Consider the following 23,532-nt stretch of genomic DNA (forward strand, 5'->3'; position numbering starts at 1 on the left):
AGCTGCGTTAGGAGAGGAGAAGCGGTGGCCGACCAGGACATCAAGATGCTCATCGAGCGCATTATGGCCGAGGCCCGGACCCATCAGTCCGCCCGCTTCTCAAACGAAATCTACGCCGACGAGCCGATTCTCAAAACCGGCCGACAGATGCAGAATTTCCTCCCCGACCAATACCGCAAGATGCGCGAGATATCGCGCTGGCAGGATGACCCCAAGGGCGGCGCGGGCCGCTGGCTATCGGAGGCCGAGCTTTTCTACCGCCAGGGCTTGCTGATGGCCGACTTTGAGGACGACTGTCCCTACAACGGCACCTTTAAGTCGTACTTTCCCACCTACAATGCCATGAGCGACCGGCAGTTGCGCGGCTACTTTACCTGGCGTGCCCAAGTGCGCCGCGGAACCGTCGAGGAAACGTCTACATCCTTTGCCTTTCTGTATCTCTATGAGCTGATTTGCGGCATTGGCATAGATGATCCGCTCGAAGGTTTTAACAAGATCAAGGCCTTTTGGGATGTCTATCGCGCCTTCGAGCCCGGCATCGACCGGTTTGCGCGCGTGTGGCTGCAGGATTACGCCGTTTTCCACGGACTCGACCCCAAGCTACTTCGCGACTCTAAAACCGTCATGTTCGATAACGCCCTTATCGAGCTGCGGCGCGCGGCACGAGACCTTGTACCAGCACCGGCACCGTCCGGCCAGACCCCTAAGCGTCGCAAAACCTCCGAGCCCACGCTCCCCCTTCCGCCCGATGAGATGCGCGAGGAGCGACTCATGGCCGCCATCAACGCCCTCTCCACGTACAACCTAAGTAACTCGCGGCTCGACCGCAGCCACCACCGCGATCTGCGCCACGTGGCGTGCGCCGTGTATGTCCGTATGGCGCGCTACTATGACACGCACCGAAAGACCGACATCGTGGCGAGCTTATTTGGGGAGGAGACGGCCATGCCCTACACCATGTTTGCCTCGGCCGTATTCTTTGCGCCCGAGCGCCACGAGGACTGCGAATATCGCCTGGACCCCATTCACATCTACCGCTGCCAAAACGGCTTTTGGGAATGCATGCGAATTCACGGCAGCAGGCAAAAAAGCAGCAAGCTTGGTGAGATGATGCGCGCCTGCGACCAACGCCTACGCCTGGCCCTAGACCCCACCCACCCCCTGAAGGAGGAGAAGGTCCCCAAATATCTGGCCAAGATCATCGATGACGAGATCATGGCATGGCTTTCGTGGGACGCCGCACACCAGCCCATCAAGATCGATATCGATTTGAGCCAGCTGGGGCACATTCGGAGCGCCGCCGCGCAAACGCGCGAAGCGCTTTTGATCGATGAGGAACGCGAGGACGACGCATCCGCAGAAGCCGAGGCAGCGGACTCAGGGCAACCGGAAGCCGAGCCCGTAACCGACGCGATTGTCGAACCGGTCGTGGCACCCATTCGGCAGGACTTGACCGACGAGCCGACCATATCCACCGAACAGTTTGGTGTCGTGGCACCGCTTCTCGCGCCGACGCCCGCGTTCGCAGCTGCTGCGCCCGCTGACGCCACAAACGAACTCGCGCCCGCCGCAGATGCCTTCCTTCGCGCACTGCTCGAGCAAAACGCAGCGCAAGCGACATCGGCAGTGGCGCACTCGGGACAGAGCGAGGACATGCTCGTCGATACCATCAACGAGGCGCTCTTTGACCTGGTGGGCGACACCGTAATTGAATTTAGCGCGGCAGGGCCGCAGATTATTGAGGACTACGAAGCAGACGTGAGAGGATACCTAGACCATGAGTGATACCGCATCCGCAGCACCCCGCGTGCCCAAGCGCGTCGCTGCCGTCATTCTCAACTCGCTCAAGGGCGGCGTGGTCCCGCGCATCGGCCTTCCCTACATTACCGTAGGGCGCGAGGTCGAGATCCGCGCCCTGCTCACCGATCTGAGTCTCATCGCCGACGGTGGTGCGAGCTTCCGCTTTCTGGTCGGTCGTTACGGCGCCGGCAAGAGCTTTTTGCTCCAGACCATCCGCACGCACGCCATGGGTGAGGGATTCGTCGTCGCCGATGCAGACTTATCCCCCGAGCGCCGTCTGCAGGGCGGGCAGGGGCAGGGCCTTGCCACCTACCGCGAGCTCATACGCAATATATCGACCAAGACGCGCCCCGAGGGCGGTGCGCTCAACCTTATTCTTGATCGCTGGGTCGCCTCGTACGCCGACGTCGACGAGTCGGTCGTCAATGCCCAACTGGCCCCGCTCGAGGAAATGGTCCACGGCTTCGACTTCACCCGCATGCTCCGCCGCTATCGCACGGCCGTATCCGAGGGCGACGAAGAAGCCATGAGCCGCGTGACCAAATGGATCCGCGGCGAATACCGTACCAAGAGCGAGGCTCGCGCCGAGCTGGGCTCCTCGACCATCATCAGCGATGACGACTGGTACGACTACGTTAAGCTCATCGCGCGTTTTTTGGTCTGCAGCGGCTACAAGGGTATGTTGGTGCTCATCGACGAGCTCGTGAATCTGTATAAGATTCCCAACGCGATCACGCGCCAGTACAACTACGAGAAGATCCTGACCATGTACAACGACACACTCCAGGGCAAGGCGCAGTACCTGGGCATGATCATGGGCGGCACGCCAACCTCCATCGAAGACCGCCGCCGCGGCGTGTTCTCCTACGAGGCCCTGCGCAGCCGACTCGCTCAAGGCCGCTTTGCACGCGAGGACCTTAAGGACATGCTCGCGCCCATCATCCGTCTGCAGCCACTCACCTACGAGGAGCTGCTGGTGCTGATCGAAAAACTCATGCAAATTCACGCCGGCTACTTTGGCTGGACGCCCACGCTTACCGAGAACGACTTGGTGGACTTCCTCAAGATCGAGTTCGGTCGTGTGGGAGCCGACACACATCTGACGCCGCGTGAAGTCATTCGCGACTTTATCGAGCTGCTCGACATCCTATGCCAAAACCCCGACGCCAACGTAGCCGAGCTGCTGCAAAGCGTCGGCGGCGACGCGCTGGTGCCGGCAGCAGCAACAGGCGACACCGGCACCGCAGGCGGCGACCGTAACTTCGCCGAATTCACCATCTAACCTGCCAAAAAGGGACAGGTTTATTTTGGCAGGTTTTATCTGGGCGAACGTTGAGACTGTAATGCAGCAAGCCGTTGCCAGCCGCGTTGAGAGATTCGTTTTTGAGAGGAGGCCCCGTGAACGCCTTTGACCGCTACGCCCCGTTTATCCAAGACTTCATCTACTCCCACGATTGGGAGAGCCTGCGCTCTATCCAGGTTGCGGCGGCAGACGCCATCTTTAACACACAAGACAATGTGCTCCTAACGGCATCCACAGCTTCCGGCAAAACCGAAGCGGCCTTCTTTCCCATCCTGACCGAGTTTTGGGAGAACCCGCCCACAAGCGTTGGTGCCCTCTACATTGGCCCCCTCAAGGCACTCATCAATGATCAGTTCGTCCGTCTCAATGACCTGTGCGAAGAGGCCGATATCCCTGTCTGGCACTGGCATGGCGATGTCTCGCAGTCGCACAAGGCTAAGCTCATCAAAAAACCGAACGGCATCTTGCAGATTACGCCCGAGTCACTCGAGGCGCTCTTAATCCATAAGCACATGGCGATCCCGCGCATGTTTTGCGACCTGCGCTATGTGGTCATCGATGAGGTCCACTCGCTCATGCGCGGCGACCGTGGCGGGCAGACGCTCTGCCTTATCGAGCGACTCTCGCGCATGGCCGGCGTGCAACCTCGACGCATTGGCCTTTCGGCCACCATCGGCGACCCCGAGCGCACGGGTGCCTTTCTCTCACAGGGAACGGGGCGCGACTGCGTTATCCCACGCTTTGAAGAGCCGCGCCGCGTGTGGCGCATCTCCATGGAGCACTTCTACAACTCGGGCCCCCAGGCACAGCAACGAGGATTCATGGGCACAGGTCCTCAAGAGGCCGAAGTGCTTGCGTGCGAGCGCATCGAGGCGGCGGCATCCGCGGCACTGCCCGCCGGCGCCCAAGACATGCGTCACAGCGGACAGCTCACACAAGAGGAGCGCCGTCAACATCGCGAACGGGCACGGGGCAAAGCCGCTCCCAAAGACCGTCGCACTTCCTCGGCCCCCGAGGGCGAAGTCGACATCCCACGAGCGACCGAGCAGGCGCTTCTCAACCCCACCGACACGGCGCCCGACAACGCCGACCCCGGTATGGGCTATATCTTTGAGCATACGCGCGGCCGCAAGTGCCTGGTCTTTGCCAACTCGCGCGAGGAGGCAGAGGCCGTGTGCTCCATGCTTCGTAGCTACTGCGAGAACCGGCACGAGCCCGACCGTTTCCTCATTCATCACGGCAATCTTTCGGCATCGTTGCGCGAGACGGCCGAGGAACTCATGCGCGATGAGGAGCAGGCACAGACAACCGTCACCACCTCTACGCTGGAGCTCGGTATCGATATCGGCCGTCTGGAGCGTGCGTTCCAGATCGATGCGCCGTTTACCGTCAGCTCCTTTTTGCAGCGAATGGGCCGCACGGGACGCCGCGATCTTCCGCCCGAGATGTGGTTTGTTATGCGCGAGGAAGAGCCCGAGCCGCGCACGATGATGCCCGAGACCATCCCGTGGAAGCTCCTGCAGGGCATCGCGCTCGTACAACTCTATCGCGAGGAAAAGTGGGTCGAGCCGCCCGAGCTCGATCGACTCCCCTACAGCCTGCTCTACCACCAGACCATGTCGACGCTCGCCAGCACCGGCGAGCTCACGCCGGCCGAGCTTGCTCAGCGTGTACTCACGCTCAGCTATTTCCACCGCGTCTCGGCCGATGACTATCGCGTACTGCTGCGCCACCTCATCAAGATCGACCACATCCAGGTCACCGAGGGCGGTGGGCTCATCGTGGGTCTCGCGGGCGAGCGCATCATTAACAACTTTAAGTTCTTCGCCGTGTTCCAGGAAAACGAGGAGTTTACCGTCCGGAGCGAATCGGCCGAGTTGGGCACGATCGTCAATCCTCCACCGCCCGGTGAGCGCATCGCCATAGCCGGGCACTGCTGGATTGTCGAGGAAGTGGACTGGAAGCGACACACCGTCTTTGCCACGCAAGTTAAAGGTCGTGTGCCGGCCTACTTTGGCGACTGCCCCGGTGACATCAATACACACGTACTCGAGCGCATGCGCAAGGCGCTCAACGAGCACGCGGCATATCCGTACCTCATGGGCAACGCGCGGGCACGCCTTGCACAGGCTCGTCATACCGCCGAGATTTCGGGGGCGGGTACCAAGCCGCTCATTAACCTGGGCGGCGACACCTGGGTGCTCTTCCCCTGGTTGGGAAGCTACGCCTTTCTGGCGCTCGAGCGTATGCTCAAGATTAAATGCGCCGCGGAGCTTGGCCTTCGCGGGCTCGATCCGTCGCGTCCATACTTTATGCAGTTCAAGATGAAGGCCGACGAGGAAACGTTCTTTGAGGTGCTCGCAGCCGAGGCCGAGAAGGACTTCGACCCCATCGAGCTCGTCTATCCCGGCGAAGTGCCTTACTTTGACCGCTACGACGAGTTTGTTCCCGAAGAGCTCGTGCGCAAGGGCTTTGCCGAAGGCGTGCTCGACATCGAAGGCATGAAGCAGCGCGTTCTCGACTGGCGCGACCACGCCTAAGACCAGTCTTTTTGGGACGAGGAGACTTATTTGTCGTGAAGGACGGTGCCGAGGAAGTCGGTGTCGAAGGGCACGGCTTCGGCAAAGGCGTAGTTGCCGTCGCTGGCGATGAGCAGGTAGTTTTCCTCGCCGCCGAACTCCGCATCGCCACATGGGACCACCCAGGCGTGGGCGAATACCTCGAGTGCCGTGGCAGCGCAATCGCGCAGGAACGTCACATCGCTCCCCTCGCTTGCGCTCACGATATTGGCCACGTAGATGCCGCCGGCATTCAGGCTGCCCCGCACTAGACGCAACGCCTCAACGGTCGCCAGCTCGCGTACGGGCTCGGCACCGCCAAAGCAATCGCTCACGACCACGTCGTAGCGACGATGACCCACACTCGTCACACCCAGATACGAGCGAGCCTCAGCAGTAATCACCCGCAAGCGGTCGCCCACCGTGCGCTCCAGCTCGTCCAGATAGAACCAACGGCGCGCCAGGCGCGTAATCTCTCCGTCATACTCGATAACGTCCATGCGCAAGCCCTCGTGCGACATCAGCGCAAACTTGGGATAGGCAAACCCGCCGCCACCCAGCATGAGCATACGGTCGATGCCGTGACCATAAGCGTCGTGCATTGCACCCTCGGCCTCAAACACGTCGTCAAACGCACGATAGTACGCAAAGACGGGCTCAGCCCAACGCTCGCCAACGTAACTCGCGCTTTGGTAGACGCCGCCTTGCACCAATACGCGGACTTCGTCGCCGCCCTCGTCGTGCACGCGCTTCACACGCGCCAACCCATTGCAGGTTCGCGCAACCTGCAGACAGGCAACACGAACAGCGACAGCAGCCGCACCAAGCGCCGCGGCTCCCAGAGCAACGCCGGCAACGACGCCGGCAGAAACACTCGGCTTGTTCATCTAGAGCTCCTTTTGCAGATAAAGGCCATGGTCATAAAATCCAAGATGGCGATAGTACTCGCGCGTACCAATCGCGCTGATCACGTTGATGCGCGCATAGCCGGCATCCCGGGCAATCTCGCACGCACGCTCTACGAGCAAACGCCCCAACCCGTGATGCTGCGCCGCCTGGCCCTGGTCACCCACGCGTGCCGCCATGCCATACACGTGCACCTCGCGAATCATCGCCTCGTCCGGCGTCGTCGGCAACTCGTCCGCATGCGCGGCAACAAACGAATGGTCGGGCAGCGACAACCGCAAAAAGCCCGCGATCTTGCCCTGCGGCGTCACCCACTGCAAAAAGCGCTCGTAAGTCACTGGCGTCTCGTACGCCACTTCCTCATCAAGAGATAGCTCATCCAAGTCGGCACCCGCCGTACTGATCTCGCGATAGCGAATCTCGCGCACCGTCGCACCATCACCCCGAGCAGCCAGACGGTTCTCAACGAGCTGACGCAGGTTGGGTTTCTTGTTGCCCACCATAATGTCGTCGGAACTAAAGTCGCGGATCATGCGACTGATACGGCAGAACGCCGGCGTCACCACGATGTCGTCGGCCAGCACATCGAGCAGCTCTTCCTCGGTATAGGGACGCCACTCGCCGCGCTCATAGCAGCCCACCAGACGCGAGCCCTCGATGAGCGCACACGGGTAGACCTTGACCTCGTCGGGCATAAAGGCCCCTTCGGTCATAAAGCGTTCGTAGTCGCGCTTATCCCCCTCCGGCGTGGCGCCCAGCAGGTTAAGCATAAAATGCGCATGGATCTTAAAGCCAAACAGGCGCGCAAGCGAAAACGCCCGTTCAATCTGCGCCACCGAAATGCGACGCTCGTTGATATCGAGCAGGTGCTGGTCGAGGCTCTGGATACCCATCTGGATCTTGGTGCAGCCCAGGCGGCGGATGAGCGTAAGCGCCTGCGGCGTTACGGCATCGGGGCGCGTCTCGATAACGAGTCCCACCACGCGATGCTTCGCCGTCTCGTTGATGCGCTGCTGACGCTCGAGCTCCTCCATCGTTGCCGTCTGCCACTCAGTGACCTTGTCCCACGGCGTACCGGGACCGTACAGACGACGCACCGCACGGTTATAGCCGCCCACGGCAGCATCCACACGCCCCTGCTCGTCGGCAACGCCGGCAGCAAGCTCGACCTCGTCTGTCGCAATGCCGGCGGCCCGATAGCGCTCACGGCGCTCTGCTACCACAGGCGGCAGGGCATCGGCGGGAGCGTCATCGAGCAGACGCCCCGCCTCGGCACGACTGATGCCCGGACGCGCCAACATGGGGTTAGCCGCCACACCAGCCACGGCATCGTCATTGAGCGCGCGGAAGAGCTCCGACATAAACCACGTCTGATACCCTTGCGGATAGTCGCTCCAGGTACCGCCGAGCACAATGAGCTCAATCTTATCGGTCGCATGCCCCATCTGCGAAAGCGCGGTCAGACGAGCGCTTACCTGCAGATACGGGTCAAAGCAATTTTGCTCCGCACGGGCGCACGCCGGCTCGGCGTGCAGATAGCTTTTGGGCATGCGCAGATCGTTGGGGCAAAATAGGCAATCGCCCGAGCATGGCCAGGGCTTGGTGATGACGGTAATGGTCGCCACGCCCGAAGCCGTGCGACGAGGCTTCATGCGTAGCACCTGCAGCAGTCGACGTTCCAGCTCGGCATCGACATTCCACCCAGCCCAACGAGCCGGCTCCTCACGTTTTACCCGCTGGTAAAACGGCAGCAGACGGCGCTTGGCCAAATCGCGTTTGTCGGCACCCTCACAACGCGCCTCGGCATGTATCAGTTTGACGAGCGCTTTGTCGTCCACGGTCTCGCCGCGACGCAGAGCCTCGAGTATGTTCAAGATAATCTGTTCCATGCCCCCATTGTAAAGGCAAAGGCGCCGGAGCCGATCTCGGCTTCGGCGCCTTCATCAAACAGCGCGTCTATGTCTTCGCCTAGGCTTTCGTCTGCCTCACTACTCCGAATCAAACGACATGTCGCCCGAATCGACTTCAAAACGATACGTGGCAGACTTATCGCCGTTATCGAATTCAAGATTCAAAATGGTCTCGCCGTCGTAGCCAAGCGGAAGGAAATCGCTCTCGAAGTCGCCACTGCCCAAGGTGAGGCTCGCCTTAAAGCCCGTAGAGCTCGGAACCGTCATCTCCACATCGCCCGAGCCCACGCTCACGTCCATCGACTTCGCGGGGGCCTGGTAGAGCTCGAATGTCACATCGCCCGAACCGACCTCAGCGCTGAGCGCATCAGTCACGCTGCCCGTAAACTCTACATCTCCCGCACCCAGGAAAAGGTCGAAACCATCACAGGTGACACCGGCAATCTGCAGATCGCCCGAGCCCACGTGCGCGTTGACTCCCTTCAGATGTTCGGCAACACGGCGCGGCAGCTCGACCGTAACCGAGCGATCGATTGCCTTACCGTCATCACTTCCAAACTGGGAAACCTTGAGCGTCGAGTCCTCGACGGATGCGATGTTTTGCGTCGCGGCCTTGGAGGCATCCATACCATTGGCAACGCGTCCCCGCTCGATAACGCGAGCCTTGTTGCCATCAACAACCTTGACGTCCACCGTAGCCGCAGCGATATCGAAATCGAGGTAGCGGAACTCATCGGCATCAAAAGTCGTGCTCGAAAGCTGCTGAGGCCGAGCAGAATAGTTACCGCTATTCAAGGAATCGTCCTCGTCAAACATATCGTCAAAATCAGACAAATGGCCAGATAGAATACCGGTCGTACGCACCATATCGGAATGAGCCAATAGCCGCGAAGTACCAAAGACAAGCCCGATGATGAGCACAAACGCTCCGATGCCAACGCCCAAGCGTACCTTGGATTCATGCGAAAGCTTCATCATTCATCACCCTCTTTGGCGATCGGGTCAGCGGTAGTCACGGTAGCCACGTCAGTATCAACCGGAGCGGAAACATCCTGAGCCCTAGCGACCACCGGCGCCGAACCAACCTGAATATCTCCGCGCGCCCAATCGCCATCGAGCGCACGCGCCACCCAGTGATAGATGGGAATCGTAAAGAAGATCAGCGCAGCAAAGGGGCCGGCACCAAACAGGAACATCAGCAAAAAGAACAGCAGCCAACACACGGCCCAATACGGGAACGACTGGAACGGGCCCTTCACCGGAGTCGAGCCAACTGCGCCGCCACTCGTCGCCTGCGCCGTAGCGGCATTAGCGGCCTGTGCACTCCAGCTTGCCGCTTGCGCCGCCTTGGCGGCGGCGTCACTCGCCTGTGTTGCCGCCTCGGTAGCTCGTGCCGCCGCCTCATGGGTGCGTGCGCGCTCTGCCGCCTCGGCCTCGCGCTGACGAGCGCGGTCCTCATTCTCAAACTCGATATCGTCCTCAATCTCATCGCTCGGATTGAGCAGCTCGTCCAGGCTCACGCCATAGAGCTTGGCGAGCGAGATCAGGTTCTCGGTATCGGGCGAGCTCTCCGCACGCTCCCATTTACTGACCGCCTGGCGCGACAGCCCTAGCTTTCGCGCCAGCCCTTCTTGGCTAAAACCCTTGCTGCGACGAAGGTCGGCGAGCCGCTGCGCAGTTTCTACATTCATGGTTCCTCCTATGTGATGCCAGCCGTGCCGCCGGACCGTTTTTGTTCTTAAGGCGCCTTGCACAGTTAAAAATCTATCCGCCACCGCCAAAAGCATGCCACCTATTCTAGTGAGATTTTTGACAACCGGCGGTTGCGGGCACATATGAGCTGCGAAAATGTGTCCAAACAAAGCAATGACCCACGGCTCGGTTGTCCCCGTTGCGGCGTTAACGGTAGTATGGTCGTACTGTTTATTCCGCACCGCCAACGGAGGGAGTTCCGCGCCGTGAACCGCGATTTCGCCTCATCGCTCATCCAGCTCAACAATACGTTCTATCGCGAGCACTCCGCTTCCTTTTCCGATACGCGCCAGGCCCCGTGGCCCGGCTGGGTGCGCACCATGGACATCGCGCTCGGGCAGCTCAACGCCGCCACGATCGAGCATCCCGTCCGCGTCTTCGATCTTGCCTGCGGCAATATGCGATTCGAGAATTTTGCCGCCGGCGGCGCACTTGCCGCCAAGGGCGTCGACGGCGCAAACCCCTCAGCAGATGCCAGTTGCCCGTTTGAGTTCTATGGTGTCGACTCGTGTCAAGATTTGGCTATCGATGCACATGGCCACGCCCTGCGCATTCCCAACCTGCACTTCCAGGAACTCGACGTGCTCGACGCCCTTATGAAGCTCAACCCCGCCGAGACGCCCGACGTGCTTTTCGACGCCCCGCTCGCCGACATCTCGGTCTGCTTTGGCTTTATGCACCACGTGCCGTCGTGCGAGTACCGCGTACGCGTACTCGACGCCTTGGTGCGGCAGACGCGCCCGGGCGGCATCATCGCCATCAGCTTTTGGGAGTTTATGAACGACGAGCGCATGGCGCGCAAGGCCGTTCGAGCCGAAGCCCGCGCCGAGCTCACCCCGCCGTTTGAGGGTTACGATTCCGCGCAGTTTGAAGCCGGCGACCACCTCATTGGCTGGCAAAACGACCGCCACGCCTACCGCTATTGCCATCACTTTGACGATCAGCAGATCACCGACCTGGTGCGCGGCGTCCGTACGTTCTACAAAAGCGGCGAGGTCCCCGTGCGCGAGCTTGAGCGCTTCCATGCCGACGGTCGCAGCGGCGAGCTCAACCGCTATGTGATTCTCAAGCGTCTGTAGGCACCGACGACTCGCCGCCGAGCCGCACCGCATCTTCCGGGCAAACTATGCCCGCCCTTTTTCAATCCATTGACGGAACGTGCAGCTATGCGTTCCATACTTATGACCAAGGAGCCTCATGGGAGCCATCCACGTTCGCACGCCTAAGAACTTTGTGCTCGAGGAGCGCCTGGAGCGCTACGCCGATGCGATCGAGACGAACCCCGAGGCTTATGCCGGAGATTGGCGCAAGGCCTGTGCTCCCGCAGGCAGCAAGCCCTTCGAACACCTTCACCTGGATCTTGGCTGTGGCAAGGGAACGTACCTTGTAGAACGCGCGGCCCACGAGCCAAACACCCTCTTTATCGGTATGGACCAGGAGCCCATCTGCATCGCCTATGCCGCACAGAAAATCTGCGAACAGGAACTGACCAACGCACTCGTCCTGCCCCGAGGCGCCGCATCGCTGCCGCAGCTGTTTGACACAGGCGAGCTCGATGCCATCACCATCAACTTTCCCACGCCGCAGCCCAAGGCCAAGTACGCCAAAAAACGACTCGTCCATGTCCACCATCTGATGCTCTACCGCCCGCTCTTTTCAGCCGGCGCTACCGTCACACTGCGCAGCGACAGCAAGCCGTTGCGCGATTACGCCCTGGGACAGTTTGCCGCGGCCGGCTACGATACGCTTTGGGTAAGCGACGACGTCCGCCGCGACCATCCCGAGCATCCCGAGACCGAGTACGAGCGCCGCACGCGCGAGATGGGTGCCGCCGTCTATGGCATTTGCGCCACACCTGGAGCGCAGCCCAGCGATGAACAGCTCGCGGCGGGCCGCGCGCAGGAGCAAAGCCTAGCCTGCTACCTGCCCGATAACCTCGATGAGCTCGCCTATGTGCCTCTGGGCATGGAAGAGGCCGTCGAGAACTTTAGAAACCGTGCCCGCAAGGGCAAGAAGCGTCTACCGCAAGAGTCCTAGGGGCTTCTGATGATCGCGGCGTTGGCAAACAAGCGCAAATAGGCTCCAGCGAACGGCCCTCAAACCTAAGTGAGTAGACTATTTTGCAATAGCCAAGCACAGCCCGCATAGCGAAACATAAAACCGCAGGTAGAACCCTTGCGCAAAAGCCATGTGCTCGCAATATCGCAAAAAGTCTACTCACTTAGCTAGCGACTACACTAAACGGCTGGGCAGAACGCCCATTTCCTGCATTTTCTCGCGCGCTGGCACCCCACGCCGCCGCTACGCCATAATAGTTGGCGGACAATCGCGAGAGAAAGCAACCACATGGCACAGACCACGACAGATACCGCCGCCAGCACCGTCTCCGGCGCCGGCGCTGCCAGCTCATTCTCGGGCGGCACCGGAACCGAAGCCGAGTTCGGCTCGCTCGGCGCGCTCTCCCCCACCTGGTGGGAGCCCGAGGACGGCAGCGAGCCCGAACCATGGCTCACGCCCGACCAAGCCTTCGAACGCTTCTTTGAATGGACGAGCGATCGCGGCATTGAGCTGTGGGATCACCAAGAAGAGGCCCTCATGGACCTGGCTGCCGGCGATCACGTCATTTTGGGAACACCGACCGGATCGGGCAAGTCGCTCGTCGCGCTGGGCATGCTCTTTATGGGCATGGCGCAGGGCAAGCGCTGTTATTACACGGCCCCTATCAAGGCCTTGGTCAGTGAAAAGTTCTTCGATCTGGTACAGGTGCTCGGCCGCGATAACGTCGGTATGATCACCGGCGACACGCATATCAACACCAAAGCGCCCGTCATCTGCTGCACGGCCGAAATCCTTGCCAACGATGCACTGCGCGAGGGCGAGGGCGCTGACGTGGGCTGCGTGGCCATGGACGAGTTCCACTACTTTGCCGACCCCGACCGCGGCTGGGCCTGGCAGGTGCCGCTGCTCACCCTACCCCACGCGCAGTTTATGCTCATGAGCGCCACGCTCGGCGATGTCACCGCCATCGCCGCCTCACTCGAGGAACACACCGGCACTGCTTGCGACTTGGTTGTCGATGCCCCACGTCCCGTTCCGCTGAGCTACGACTATGTGACGACCTCCCTCGAGGGCACGGTCGAGCTCGCCATGCGCCGTGGCGAAGCCCCGCTCTATATCGTGCACTTTAGCCAGGATGCCGCCCTTGCGACGGCGCAGTCGCTCGCCAATTTTGGCATCGCCAGCAAGGAGCAGCGTGAGGCCATCAAGGAAGCGGCAAAGGGAACGAGCTTCTCGACGGCCTTTGGTAAGATTCTCAAGCGCCTGCTTGGATGCGGCGTCGGCGTGCACCATGCTGGCATGTTGCCGCGCTATCGCCTGCTGGTCGAGCGCTTGGCGCAGCAGGGTCTGCTGCCCGTCATCTGCGGTACCGATACGCTCGGCGTCGGCATCAACGTACCCATCCACACCGTGGTGCTCACCGCGCTCACCAAGTTCGATGGCTACAAGATGCGTCGTCTGCGCGCCCGCGAGTTTCATCAGATTGCCGGCCGCGCCGGCCGCTCGGGCTTCGATACCGAAGGTATGGTCATTGCCGAGGCACCCGAGCACGAGATCGAGAATGCCAAGCTTATGGCCAAGGCGGGCGACGACCCCAAGAAGCTCCGTAAGATTAAAAAGAAAAAGGCCCCCGAGGGCTTTGTCACCTGGAACAAGCAGACCTTTGAGCGCCTGATCGAGACGCAGCCCGAAACGCTCAAGCCGCGCCTGCGCATCACGCACTCCATGGTGATTAGCGTGGTCGAGCAGGGCGGCGATGCCCGAGCCCGCGTACACGACCTCATCGAGACGAGCCTGCAGACTCCCGAGGAAAAGGCTAAGCTCGAGGTTCGCGCCGACGAAATCTTCGCCACGCTCATCGATTCCGGCGTCGTCGTTCGCACCGAGGTGCCGCCCGCGCCCGACGCCCCGACTGACGCCGCGCCAGACATCGACTATGCACTGACGGTCGATCTGCCCGAGGACTTTGCGCTCGACCAGCCGCTCTCGCCGTTTTTGCTTGCCGCGCTGGAGCTGCTCGACCCCGAGAGTGAGACCTATACCATGGATCTGATCTCAATGGTCGAGGCTACGCTCGAGGATCCCAAGCAGGTGCTGCGCGCGCAGGAGCGCGCCGCGCGCGACCGCGCTATGGCCGAGATGAAAGCCGACGGCGTCGAATATGAGGAACGCTTGGAGCGCATCCAGGATGTCACCTACGAAAAGCCGCTCGAGGATTTGCTCGATGCCGCCTTCGACAAGTACTGCCAGGAAGTACCTTGGGCCAACGACTACCAGCTCTCGCCCAAGAGCGTCCTGCGCGACATGTTGGAGAGCGCGAGCGACTTTAAGGGCTATATCCAAAAGCTCGGCATCGCCCGCTCCGAGGGCATTCTGCTGCGCTACCTAGCCGAGGCCTACCGCTCCCTCGATCGCACCGTGCCCATTGAGAAGCGCGATGAGCGCTTGCGCGACATCATTTCGTGGCTCGGCTTTGTGGTGCGCTCGGTCGACTCGAGCCTGGTGGACGAGTGGGAGAACGCCGGCAACCCGGCGGCCCTCGACGCCGCGCCGCCGCAGGGCATCGACGAGGTCGTTGCGGACCGTCGCGGCTGCACGCTGCTGGTGCGCAACGCACTCTTCCGCCGCGTGACCCTTGCCGCCCGCGAGCACGTTCGCGACCTGGGCGAACTCGACGAGGACTGGGGCATGAGCGAGGTCCGCTGGCAAAAGGCGCTCGATGCCTACCATGAGCAGCACGAGGAAATCCTCACCGACGGAGATGCCCGCAGCGCCGCGATGTTTACCATCGACGGGAGCGACGAGAAGACCGATCACGTGTGGCACGTGCACCAGATTTTTGCCGACGAGGATGGCGACCACGACTTTGGCATCATGGGCGATGTCGACCTGGATGCCACGCAAGACGGCGGCGAGGTCATCTTCAAAAACTACCGCGTCGGCTTTATCGAGGACCTGCTCGAGGACTAGCCGTACATACTGGAACGAAGCGGGGCCGTTGGCAATATCGCCAGCGGCCCCGCTTTTGCACTATACGCTATCCCCTACTCGGCATCCTCGACCTCATACGAATCCGCCTCGGCGGGCTCATCGTTTGCCCCTGTCGCAGCCCCGCGCGCCTCGTCAAACGCCGCCTTCATGGTCTTGTTGCCCCAGGTGAGCTTGCGAATGGTAAGATCGTCGGCCTTCTTGTTGGCTAGACGTAAATTGTTCTCGGAGGACAGCAATGCCTCCTTGGTTTTCTGCAGATGGCTAATCGTCTTGTCAATCTCCTCGATCGCCGTCTGGAACTTACGGCTCGCAAGCTCATAGTTGCGGCCGAAGTCGTTCTTGAACTTCTCCATCTTGGCCTCGAAGTTCGTGACGTCGATGTTCTGTTGCTTGTACTCCGCCAGCTCCTGCTTATAGCGCAGCGAACCCATGGCGGCGTTGCGCAGCAGCGTGATCATGGGAATGAAGAACTGCGGGCGGATCACGTACATCTTCTCATAGCGGTAGCTCACGTCGACTATCCCTGCGTTATAGAGCTCGCTCTCGGGCTCCAGCAGGGTGCAGAGCACCGCATACTCGCAGCCTTTCTGGCGACGATCGTGATCGAGTTTCTTAAAGAAGTCCTCGTTTTTATGCTTGGTCGCGGTCTCGTCGTTCTCGTTTTTCATCTCGAACATAATCGAAATGACCTCGTTACCGCTTGCGTCGCACTCGCGGAAGATAAAGTCGCCCTTGGTGCCCTCGGACGCATCGTTATCCTTCTCGAAGTACGCGTTAGGAAACGCCGTCATGCGCAAACGGTTAAACTCGGTCTCGCAGTGCTGCTCGAGCGACTCGCCCACCATCTTGGTGGACAGGCGTACCTTCATGTCCTTAAGACGCTCAATCTCTTCGTCCTTGTAGCGAATCAGGTCATCGCTCGCGCGCTTGGCCTGCGCGAGCTCGAGCTCATGCGCCGCCTTGACCTGTTCCTCGCGAGAATCGCGCACCGCCAGCTCGCTCGTCAGCTTGGCACGTGCCTCATCGCGCTCTCGTTCCGCCGCGGCGACCGCCTTCGACAGCTCCATTTTTGCAGAAAGTTCTTGCTCACGAAGCTGTGCACGAAGGCCCTCGGCCTCGCGCTCGGACTGAGTCTTAGCATTCGAGAACTTCTCACGCACTTCTGTCTGGTAATCGGAAAGCTTACGATTCGCTTCGTTTTGCGCAGCCTCGAGCTTACGCTGCGCCTCGGCCGCAGCAGTTGCGAGTGCCATTTCTTGAGCCTTATCTGCGGCGGCAAGCTTTGCCTGCAACTCCGCAATCTGAGCATCGCGCGCGGCGAGGTCATTTTGAGTCGCATTGCGTACCGCGGCTTCGGCAAGCTTTGCTTCGTCATCTTTGCGCCCAAGCTGCGCACGCAGGCTATCGATCTCGCGCTGCAGCTCGGCATTCTCCTTTTGAGCATCGGCACGGGCCTCAACCGCCGCGCGCTGGCTTGCACTCTCGCGCTCTGCGGCAGCGCCCTCAAGCTTGGCACGCAGCTCGGCAAGCTCGGCATCGCGCTTGGCGACTTCTTGTGCCAGCTGCTGAGCTGCAGCGTTCTTCTGCTCGACAAGCTGAGCGTTGCGCTGAGACTCTGCCTTTTGCAAGGCAGCCGTCGAACGCGAGCGCTCAAGCTCCAGCGCCTGCTCGCCCTCGCGCTGGACTGCCTTCACACGCTCGTCCAGGTCGCGCGAAAACTCGGCATCGCGTACTTGCTTGACGATATCCGCATAGCCGGACGCATCGACCTTAAAAACTTCGCCGCAATGCGGGCACTTGATCTCGTTCATAGCAGCTCCTCGATGGACGCAAATATCAACCGGCTACACTCTACCGCGCCGCGCGGACAAAAAAGGCGCCGCCGCCATAATGGCAACGGCGCCAGAACCACCACAAAGGTGCCTGTCCCCTTTGTGGTGGCTCTGGCGCCCTATAACCCAAAGAAGCTAAGAATCTGATCGCGGCTTACGGGCTTGTAATCGTTGGCATCGAGACCGACATCGTAGCGAAAGATAGGGCGCTCGCGATCGCGGTTGCGTGCGTTGGCGCGGTCACCCCTGCTGTGGATATGCCCATGCAGCATAATGGCGCCACGTGCCTTGCCGTTCCAGCTGAGCATGGGGTAGTGGCTCATAACCAGACGATAGCCCTTGGCATAGCCGGGAGCAATCTCCAGGTAATCGCGCACGTCTTCCCAAATCTGCGGTACGTCGGAATCTTCCCAGTCGCCGTCATGGTTACCGCGGATGAGCGTCACGTTCTGGCATTCGATACGCTCGCGCAGGCGCACCGCCTCCGCCAGGGGCAAACGATAGGTAAAGTCACCCAGAATATAGAGGCGGTCGTCCGCAGCCACGCACTCATTGATGGCATCGATGACCTTGCGGTTCATCTCCTCGACCGAGTCAAACGGCCGGTCCATGTCGTGCAAGATATTCGTATCGCCCAGGTGCAGGTCGGCGGTAAACCACATCATCGTCTATGCCCTCATTTCGCAACGTGTTCAACTCGTGCTAAGTATACAGACGTAGCGATGCGGCGGTTATCCAAAGAGCCCACCGAACAGTCCGCGGCGGCGCTTGTCTTGCTTTTTCGAAGCGTCACTCTGAGTTTTCTTGTCCTGCCGCATCTTACGGTCCTGTTCCAGCTCATCGTCATCGAGTAGCACATCCCACTCAAACGGATCATCTGTCAGATCAAACAGGTCATCGTCATCAAACATGGCAGCCTCCATTGCCGACTAGCGAGCATCCACCACATAGAGCCCAACGCGCACCTGATGCCACGGGCTGCGCTCGGGGGCAACCTGTTGCACACGGGCCTCAAATACGTCCTCGTGGCCGTAATACATCATCAAGGACAGTGGGCCGACCTCGTTTCCCGGAACGTAGCCAAGTTTGGTCTTGCCATAGTAGATCGCAACTGCCTCGGGGTCATGGGGATTATCGCGCTCGGCACACAGCGTCAGTTTATCGCCCGCTTTAAGATCGCCTAGGACCAAAGCGCCATCGGCATACTGAAATCCTGCAATGTGAAATGACAGAAGAACACGTGAAGGCTCGTACATAGCAACTCCCCTAACGGCCGGATAAACCGGTGTGTAACCTTATTGAGAAGTCTACGAACTCGCGCGGACACAAATTCGCCCCACCCGCGCCTTTTCGACCGTTTGTCGCTACACCATCTGATTCTAATGCACAAACATGCGCACGAACTTGTGCTTCCAGCTTGCGTAAGGAGCATAGCGGAATGGCACGTCCAGCCAAGTTGCCTTGTTCACGATACTCTTCTTGTGGCTAAACGTATCGAAGCTCTCGCGGCCATGGTACTGCCCCATACCGCTCGCGCCCATGCCGCCAAAGCCCATATGGCTCGTAGCCAAGTGCATGATCGTGTCGTTGACACAGCTGCCGCCAAAGGGCACGTAGCGCACAAAGCGTTGCTGAACCGAACGGTCCTGGCTAAAGATATACAGGGCCAGCGGCGTCGGACGATCCGTAATAAACGTCTCGGCCTCGTCTAGGCTCTCAAACGTCAGCACCGGCAAGATGGGGCCGAAAATCTCCTCCTGCATCACGGCGTCATCGGGGGTCACGCCGTCCAAAATCGTCGGCTCGATCTTGAGCGAAGTCTCGCGCGCGGTACCTCCAAGCACAACCTTATCGGGATCGATCAGCCCGCGCACGCGCGCAAAATGCTTGGCGTTGACGATATGCCCGTAGTCCTCGTTATCGAGCGGATGCTCGCCAAACATACGGCGGGCCTCCTCCTTGATAAGGTCCAGCAGCTCATCGTGCACGCGCGCATCGACCAGTAGGTAGTCGGGCGCCACGCAGGTCTGCCCCACGTTGAGCCACTTACCAAAGGCGATACGCCGTGCCGCAACCTTCAAGTTTGCCGTCGCATCCACGATACAGGGACTCTTTCCGCCCAGCTCAAGCGTCACGGGCGTAAGGTTTTTACTTGCGCGCTCCATGACGAGCTTGCCGACCGGAACGCTACCGGTAAAGAAGATCTTGTCCCAGCACTCATCGAGCAACGCTTCGTTCTCGGCGCGCCCGCCCTCGACAACCGTCACCAGGCGCGGATCAAATGCCTCTTCACAGATTTGCTTGAGCACCGCGCTCGATGCCGGAGCATAGGCACTCGGCTTGATGACCACGGTATTGCCCGCGGCAAGGGCGCCGGCGAGCGGCTCGAGTGTTAGCAAAAACGGGTAGTTCCACGGAGCCATGATGAGCGTGACGCCATAGGGCACGGCTTGCGTTTTGCACGCGCTCACGGCGTTAGCGAGATCGCACGGACGCAGGCGCGGACGACTCCACCGAGCCACGTGAGCGATCTGATGTCGAATCTCGGAAAGCGACGTGCCGATCTCGCACATATAGGCCTCGTCATGCGACTTCCCCAAATCGGTCTTGAGCGCATGGGCGATATCAGCCTCGTGGGCCCGCACCGCATCGCATAAACTCACGAGCGCGCGACGTCGAGCATCGACATCAAACGTGGCGCGCGTCTTAAAGTAGGCGCGCTGATCGCCGACGATGCGCGCAATTTCCTCGGTGTTCATGTGCCCTCCTAGTTCTCGCCCTCAAACATACCACCTGCAACGACTTCATACATATGCTCGAGCTCCAAGCGGTCCATTAAAAGCGGAACGGGGTACAGGGGATTGGCCTCGGCATCGGCATTCGCCGCCATCTGCGGAATGTCGGAGCGGCGAATGCCCGAGACATATTTGGGAATGTCCAAGGTGGCGTTCATTCGATCGACCCAATCGATAAAGGCCTCGGCCGCCAGGTTGTCCTGTGCGTTAGCCGGCGCGATACCAGCCATGCGGGCGAGGTCGGCGAGCTTAGGAGCAGCAGCTTCACCATAGGCGCGAAGCATGTGCGGCAGGATAATGGCGTTGGCCAAACCGTGGGGAATCCCATAACGTCCGCCCAGACTGTGCGCGATGGCATGAACGTATCCAACGTAGGAGCGCGTAAAGGCAACACCCGCTTTATACGCTGCCGAAAGCATATTGCGGCGCGCCCGTATGTTGTCCCCACGCTCATAAGCATCGAGCAAATTGTCGTGGATGAGCAGCACCGCCTGACGCGCCATCTTGCGCGTATAGGGCGTGGTGCTTCGCCCGATAAAGGCCTCGACGGCATGCGTCAGGGCGTCCATGCCCGTCTGCCCCGTAATGGAGGCGGGCAGACCGCGCGTAAACTCGGGGTCGTGCACCGCAAAGCGCGGGATAAGCACAAAGTCGTTAATGGGGTACTTGTAGTGCGTCTCGTCATCGGTGATAACCGCCGCGAGCGTGACCTCGCTTCCCGTGCCCGCCGTAGTGGGGACGGCGATAAGCAGCGGCAGGCGACGATGAATCCGCAGCAGGCCGCGCATCTTGTTGATGGGCTTGCTTGGCTGCGTGATGCGTGCACCCACGCCCTTGGCGCAGTCCATGGCCGATCCTCCGCCAAAACCGATAATGGCCTGGCAGGCGCTCTCTCGATACAGGGACGCCGCCTCCTCCACATTCGAGACCGTGGGGTTCGCACGCGTTTCGGCATAGACCGCAACGCCAACCCCCTGAGCCGTAAGCGCACGCTCGAGTGATGCCGTGAGCCCCAAACGTGCAATGCCGGGATCCGTCACGATAAGGACCTTCTGGATCGAGCGCTTTTGAAGCACCGCGGGCACATCCTCGGCATGCTCTAAAATGCGCGGCTCGGTATAGGGCAGGATCGGCAATGCAATGCGAAAAACCGTCTGATATGTTCGGCACCAGGCACGACGGGCTAGATGCATAAAGGAAACTCCTTCATTTGTTGATAGGTCAACATTTGCTCGCCCGATTGTACTCAGCGGCGGTCAAAGACGGCCTGCCAATCGTTAATCAATCAACATCTTCATATCTCAAAATTGTTTTATTAAAAATCATTCCTAATAGGCTTCACATTTGGTTGCATTTATGGATAATAGAACTCGTCAAGACGCACGTCCGGAGAGGGCCCTTATGGGACCGGACGAGCGCGCAATCGCCATCGATCGAAAGGATCGAATCATGAAGTTTGTTTGCCCCGTTTGCGGTTATGTGGAAGAGTTCGACGGCGACCAGCTGCCCGAGGATTTTAAGTGCCCCCAGTGCGGCGTTCCCGGTTCTCGTTTCCTGAAGCAGGAGGAGGGCCAGCTCGAGTGGGCCGCCGAGCACGTCGTGGGCGTCGCCAAGATGGAGGGTGTCTCTGAGGACATCGTTGCCGACCTGCGCGCCAACTTTGAGGGCGAGTGCTCTGAGGTCGGTATGTACCTGGCCATGGCTCGCGTCGCTCATCGCGAGGGCTATCCCGAGATCGGCCTGTACTGGGAAAAGGCTGCCCACGAGGAGGCCGAGCATGCCGCCAAGTTCGCCGAGCTCCTGGGCGAGGTCGTGACCGACTCCACCAAGAAGAACCTCGAGATGCGCGTTGAGGCCGAGAACGGCGCCACCGCCGGCAAGACCGATCTTGCCAAGCGTGCCAAGGCCGCCGGCCTCGATGCCATCCACGACACCGTGCACGAGATGGCTCGCGACGAGGCCCGCCACGGCAAGGCTTTCGCCGGCCTGCTCAAGCGCTACTTTGGCTAAGCCAACCGCCTGAGACATAACCTCAAGCTCGATGAGGCCCGGACCGTATTGGTTCGGGCCTTTTTCGTGCCTCACGAACTTGTTAACGCCCTGAAATAGGACCGCCTTCGGCATCGGCTTCTCGTCAAAAACTAAGTGAGTAGACTTTTTGGAACTTGCCGAGCACACCACCCATATTGCTTTATAAAGCCGCAGGTAAATGACTTGTTGCAAAACGGCCTGGTCGCCAAAGTGCCAAAAGTCTACTCACTTAGAACCGCAGCCGTCCACGATTGAGCCGTTTTGTGTCTAACGGGCATCTTCCCGTCGATTACTCCCAATTTTGTCCAGTCAACGAATAGTTCAGACCGGAGTAATGTCTCAGCCCTTTGCTCATCTGAGCTTTTTTCACGATATTCAGCATCGAGCATCCTGCATATGGCCTTAACGATCGCGCGGAATCTATCCTCATCGGATATCTGTCTGTGCGTCAGGAGAAGTACATCGTAGCCCATGGCCTGAAGGGCCGTCATGCGGTCAGCGTCACGCAAGCCATCCCCTGCGCGTCCGTGCGAGGCCTTTCCCTGACATTCAATGGCCACCTGTCGCCTGCCGTCCGGCGAAGAAAGAAGTAGGTCGATATATACACGGGACTTTTCCACAATCGCTCGAGCACTTGTGTTTAGCATCACTTCAACATTAAGCTCTATGCCGCAAAAACCTTCGCCTCCCAGGGCTCGCGGCAGTCCAAGCAACAAATACGCCTCGACCTCAAAAGGCGACGCGGCACCCAATGGAACGAGTTGCGATACCGCCATAAATCTATTGCCGCAACGCATCCCGCAAACATCTGAACAAAAACGGTCAAGGTCTCCGCCCAAAACCAAAGCGTCTCGACGCCATAAATTTGAGGCGGTGCCGTCCTCGGACGGGCAGCGCGCCCAACCGAACGTTGTCGAAATCGCACCCGAATCAATTGCACGCGAAAGCTCCGTCTCAAGTAACGCCGGCAGGGCACACACCGCAAACAAGCCACACATCTCCGCCAATACCAAAAGAAGCTGAAGATCCGTCAGATGCCGTGACATGATGAATGCCGTCAGTAGAGGAGACGTAATCAAAAATCCATGCTCCGTTTCCAGCACGGATTCCCTGGGGAGCTCACCAAGAAACAGCCGCTGCCTAATGCTGGCAGGACAAGTCCGTTTGTTTCTCGTCCGAACCAATGTATGCAACGGAAAGCCGAGCGCAACCGCAGCAGTCGGGTTACGGGCGAGATCATATCGCTGCCGGTCTTCTTCCGGCCGTGGAAGCGGCGGACACAAAGCGCGAACCTGAGGGGGCAAACGCCAGTACCTAAAAGCCGATATGTCACAAAGTAGATCCTTCATAGGCACAGGAAAACACGAATTTCAACCCAGTCAGTCACGCATTGGCGCGAACGCACCAAAAATGGCACCGAACGGACTGCTAAGTTTTCAACAGCCCTCCCCAACTGGCCAAAAGCTTGCCAAGAGCTGGACGAAGTTCTGTTGAAAACCCCATTTTTTTCGCATGCAAAGGTCGCGCGCGCAGACGTGGTGTAAGAGTGTCCTGAGGTCCGTCGCTGCAAGTCCCGATGTTACTCCTTCTTGAGAC

General features: G+C 59.9%; 18 protein-coding genes. 7 read left to right on the top strand and 11 right to left on the bottom strand.

Going from position 1 to position 23,532, the window contains the following annotated elements:
* The first annotated feature begins 24 nt into the window (after positions 1-24).
* From I2E45_RS06610 to I2E45_RS06620, 3 genes are all read left to right on the top strand, one after another.
* Positions 25-1,785 carry a TerB N-terminal domain-containing protein gene (locus I2E45_RS06610; RefSeq protein ID WP_271742232.1) on the top strand — a complete coding sequence of 587 codons (1,761 nt, stop codon included), beginning with the start codon at positions 25-27 and terminating at the stop codon, positions 1,783-1,785.
* Complete coding sequence (locus I2E45_RS06615; RefSeq protein ID WP_161115338.1) at positions 1,778-3,082, top strand: ATP-binding protein; 1,305 nt, start codon at positions 1,778-1,780, stop codon at positions 3,080-3,082. Before I2E45_RS06610 ends, I2E45_RS06615 begins: the two co-directional genes overlap by 8 nt.
* Positions 3,083-3,198: 116 nt before the next feature.
* Positions 3,199-5,643: a DEAD/DEAH box helicase gene (locus I2E45_RS06620; RefSeq protein ID WP_195445149.1), complete on the top strand. Its 2,445-nt coding sequence runs from the start codon at positions 3,199-3,201 to the stop codon at positions 5,641-5,643.
* 26 nt (positions 5,644-5,669) lie between these two features.
* On the opposite strand, the gene I2E45_RS06625 is transcribed toward I2E45_RS06620, so the two are convergent.
* The 4 genes from I2E45_RS06625 to I2E45_RS06640 form a co-directional block, all read right to left on the bottom strand.
* Positions 5,670-6,548, bottom strand: a complete 879-nt coding sequence (locus I2E45_RS06625; RefSeq protein ID WP_195445151.1) for a spermidine synthase — start codon at positions 6,546-6,548, stop codon at positions 5,670-5,672.
* A complete protein-coding gene (locus tag I2E45_RS06630; RefSeq protein WP_195445154.1) occupies positions 6,549-8,456 on the bottom strand; it encodes an elongator complex protein 3 in 1,908 nt (635 codons plus the stop codon). It lies immediately after the preceding gene.
* 99 nt (positions 8,457-8,555) lie between these two features.
* The gene (locus tag I2E45_RS06635; RefSeq protein ID WP_158553153.1) at positions 8,556-9,452 is read right to left on the bottom strand and encodes a DUF4097 family beta strand repeat-containing protein; all 897 of its coding nucleotides are present in this window, start codon (positions 9,450-9,452) and stop codon (positions 8,556-8,558) included.
* Positions 9,452-10,168: a helix-turn-helix domain-containing protein gene (locus I2E45_RS06640; protein WP_195445157.1), complete on the bottom strand. Its 717-nt coding sequence runs from the start codon at positions 10,166-10,168 to the stop codon at positions 9,452-9,454. Before I2E45_RS06640 ends, I2E45_RS06635 begins: the two co-directional genes overlap by 1 nt.
* Positions 10,169-10,435: 267 nt before the next feature.
* Between I2E45_RS06640 and I2E45_RS06645 the strand changes: the two genes are divergently transcribed.
* The 3 genes from I2E45_RS06645 (at position 10,436) to I2E45_RS06655 (ending at position 15,257) form a co-directional block, all read left to right on the top strand.
* Positions 10,436-11,308, top strand: a complete 873-nt coding sequence (locus I2E45_RS06645) for a methyltransferase domain-containing protein (protein WP_195445159.1) — start codon at positions 10,436-10,438, stop codon at positions 11,306-11,308.
* A 118-nt stretch (positions 11,309-11,426) separates the two neighbouring features.
* The gene (trmB, locus tag I2E45_RS06650; protein ID WP_195445161.1) at positions 11,427-12,266 is read left to right on the top strand and encodes a tRNA (guanine(46)-N(7))-methyltransferase TrmB; all 840 of its coding nucleotides are present in this window, start codon (positions 11,427-11,429) and stop codon (positions 12,264-12,266) included.
* A 309-nt stretch (positions 12,267-12,575) separates the two neighbouring features.
* On the top strand, positions 12,576-15,257 hold the full coding sequence (locus tag I2E45_RS06655) for a DEAD/DEAH box helicase (RefSeq protein ID WP_195445162.1): 2,682 nt from the start codon (positions 12,576-12,578) through the stop codon (positions 15,255-15,257).
* A 74-nt stretch (positions 15,258-15,331) separates the two neighbouring features.
* Here the strand turns inward: I2E45_RS06655 and I2E45_RS06660 are convergent, their stop codons facing one another.
* The 6 genes from I2E45_RS06660 to I2E45_RS06685 all read right to left on the bottom strand — a co-directional run bounded on the left by I2E45_RS06660 (position 15,332) and on the right by I2E45_RS06685 (position 21,098).
* Positions 15,332-17,089: a DUF2130 domain-containing protein gene (locus I2E45_RS06660; protein ID WP_195445163.1), complete on the bottom strand. Its 1,758-nt coding sequence runs from the start codon at positions 17,087-17,089 to the stop codon at positions 15,332-15,334.
* A gap of 140 nt (positions 17,090-17,229) precedes the next feature.
* A complete protein-coding gene (locus I2E45_RS06665) occupies positions 17,230-17,775 on the bottom strand; it encodes a metallophosphoesterase (RefSeq protein ID WP_195445164.1) in 546 nt (181 codons plus the stop codon).
* 66 nt (positions 17,776-17,841) lie between these two features.
* Positions 17,842-18,021: a hypothetical protein gene (locus I2E45_RS06670; RefSeq protein ID WP_195445165.1), complete on the bottom strand. Its 180-nt coding sequence runs from the start codon at positions 18,019-18,021 to the stop codon at positions 17,842-17,844.
* A gap of 18 nt (positions 18,022-18,039) precedes the next feature.
* Positions 18,040-18,366 carry an HIRAN domain-containing protein gene (locus tag I2E45_RS06675; protein WP_035137041.1) on the bottom strand — a complete coding sequence of 109 codons (327 nt, stop codon included), beginning with the start codon at positions 18,364-18,366 and terminating at the stop codon, positions 18,040-18,042.
* 123 nt (positions 18,367-18,489) lie between these two features.
* Complete coding sequence (locus I2E45_RS06680; RefSeq protein WP_195445166.1) at positions 18,490-19,869, bottom strand: aldehyde dehydrogenase; 1,380 nt, start codon at positions 19,867-19,869, stop codon at positions 18,490-18,492.
* Between the two features lie 8 nt (positions 19,870-19,877).
* Positions 19,878-21,098 (bottom strand): iron-containing alcohol dehydrogenase, encoded by a 1,221-nt coding sequence (locus I2E45_RS06685; protein WP_195445167.1) that lies wholly within the window; start codon positions 21,096-21,098, stop codon positions 19,878-19,880.
* Positions 21,099-21,354: 256 nt separating this feature from the next.
* Here I2E45_RS06685 and I2E45_RS06690 point away from each other — a divergent pair, with 256 nt between their 5' ends.
* A complete protein-coding gene (locus I2E45_RS06690) occupies positions 21,355-21,915 on the top strand; it encodes a ferritin family protein (protein WP_022094328.1) in 561 nt (186 codons plus the stop codon).
* Between the two features lie 242 nt (positions 21,916-22,157).
* Here I2E45_RS06690 and I2E45_RS06695 read toward each other — a convergent pair whose 3' ends face one another.
* Positions 22,158-23,039, bottom strand: coding sequence for a hypothetical protein (locus tag I2E45_RS06695; protein WP_195445168.1), 882 nt, complete (start codon positions 23,037-23,039; stop codon positions 22,158-22,160).
* Positions 23,040-23,532: the final 493 nt, after the last annotated feature.

The organism is Collinsella aerofaciens (assembly GCF_015555045.1).
GTDB lineage: Bacteria > Actinomycetota > Coriobacteriia > Coriobacteriales > Coriobacteriaceae > Collinsella > Collinsella aerofaciens_W.

Coding starts and splice junctions, on each gene's coding strand:
- I2E45_RS06680 (WP_195445166.1), bottom strand. CDS start 19,869: ATGAACACCGAGGAAATTGCGCGCATCGTCGGCGATCAGCGCGCCTAC.
- I2E45_RS06635 (WP_158553153.1), bottom strand. CDS start 9,452: ATGAAGCTTTCGCATGAATCCAAGGTACGCTTGGGCGTTGGCATCGGA.
- I2E45_RS06655 (WP_195445162.1), top strand. CDS start 12,576: ATGGCACAGACCACGACAGATACCGCCGCCAGCACCGTCTCCGGCGCC.
- I2E45_RS06640 (WP_195445157.1), bottom strand. CDS start 10,168: ATGAATGTAGAAACTGCGCAGCGGCTCGCCGACCTTCGTCGCAGCAAG.
- I2E45_RS06625 (WP_195445151.1), bottom strand. CDS start 6,548: ATGAACAAGCCGAGTGTTTCTGCCGGCGTCGTTGCCGGCGTTGCTCTG.
- I2E45_RS06690 (WP_022094328.1), top strand. CDS start 21,355: ATGAAGTTTGTTTGCCCCGTTTGCGGTTATGTGGAAGAGTTCGACGGC.
- I2E45_RS06665 (WP_195445164.1), bottom strand. CDS start 17,775: ATGATGTGGTTTACCGCCGACCTGCACCTGGGCGATACGAATATCTTG.
- I2E45_RS06660 (WP_195445163.1), bottom strand. CDS start 17,089: ATGAACGAGATCAAGTGCCCGCATTGCGGCGAAGTTTTTAAGGTCGAT.
- I2E45_RS06675 (WP_035137041.1), bottom strand. CDS start 18,366: ATGTACGAGCCTTCACGTGTTCTTCTGTCATTTCACATTGCAGGATTT.
- trmB (WP_195445161.1), top strand. CDS start 11,427: ATGGGAGCCATCCACGTTCGCACGCCTAAGAACTTTGTGCTCGAGGAG.
- I2E45_RS06630 (WP_195445154.1), bottom strand. CDS start 8,456: ATGGAACAGATTATCTTGAACATACTCGAGGCTCTGCGTCGCGGCGAG.
- I2E45_RS06670 (WP_195445165.1), bottom strand. CDS start 18,021: ATGTTTGATGACGATGACCTGTTTGATCTGACAGATGATCCGTTTGAG.
- I2E45_RS06615 (WP_161115338.1), top strand. CDS start 1,778: ATGAGTGATACCGCATCCGCAGCACCCCGCGTGCCCAAGCGCGTCGCT.
- I2E45_RS06685 (WP_195445167.1), bottom strand. CDS start 21,098: ATGCATCTAGCCCGTCGTGCCTGGTGCCGAACATATCAGACGGTTTTT.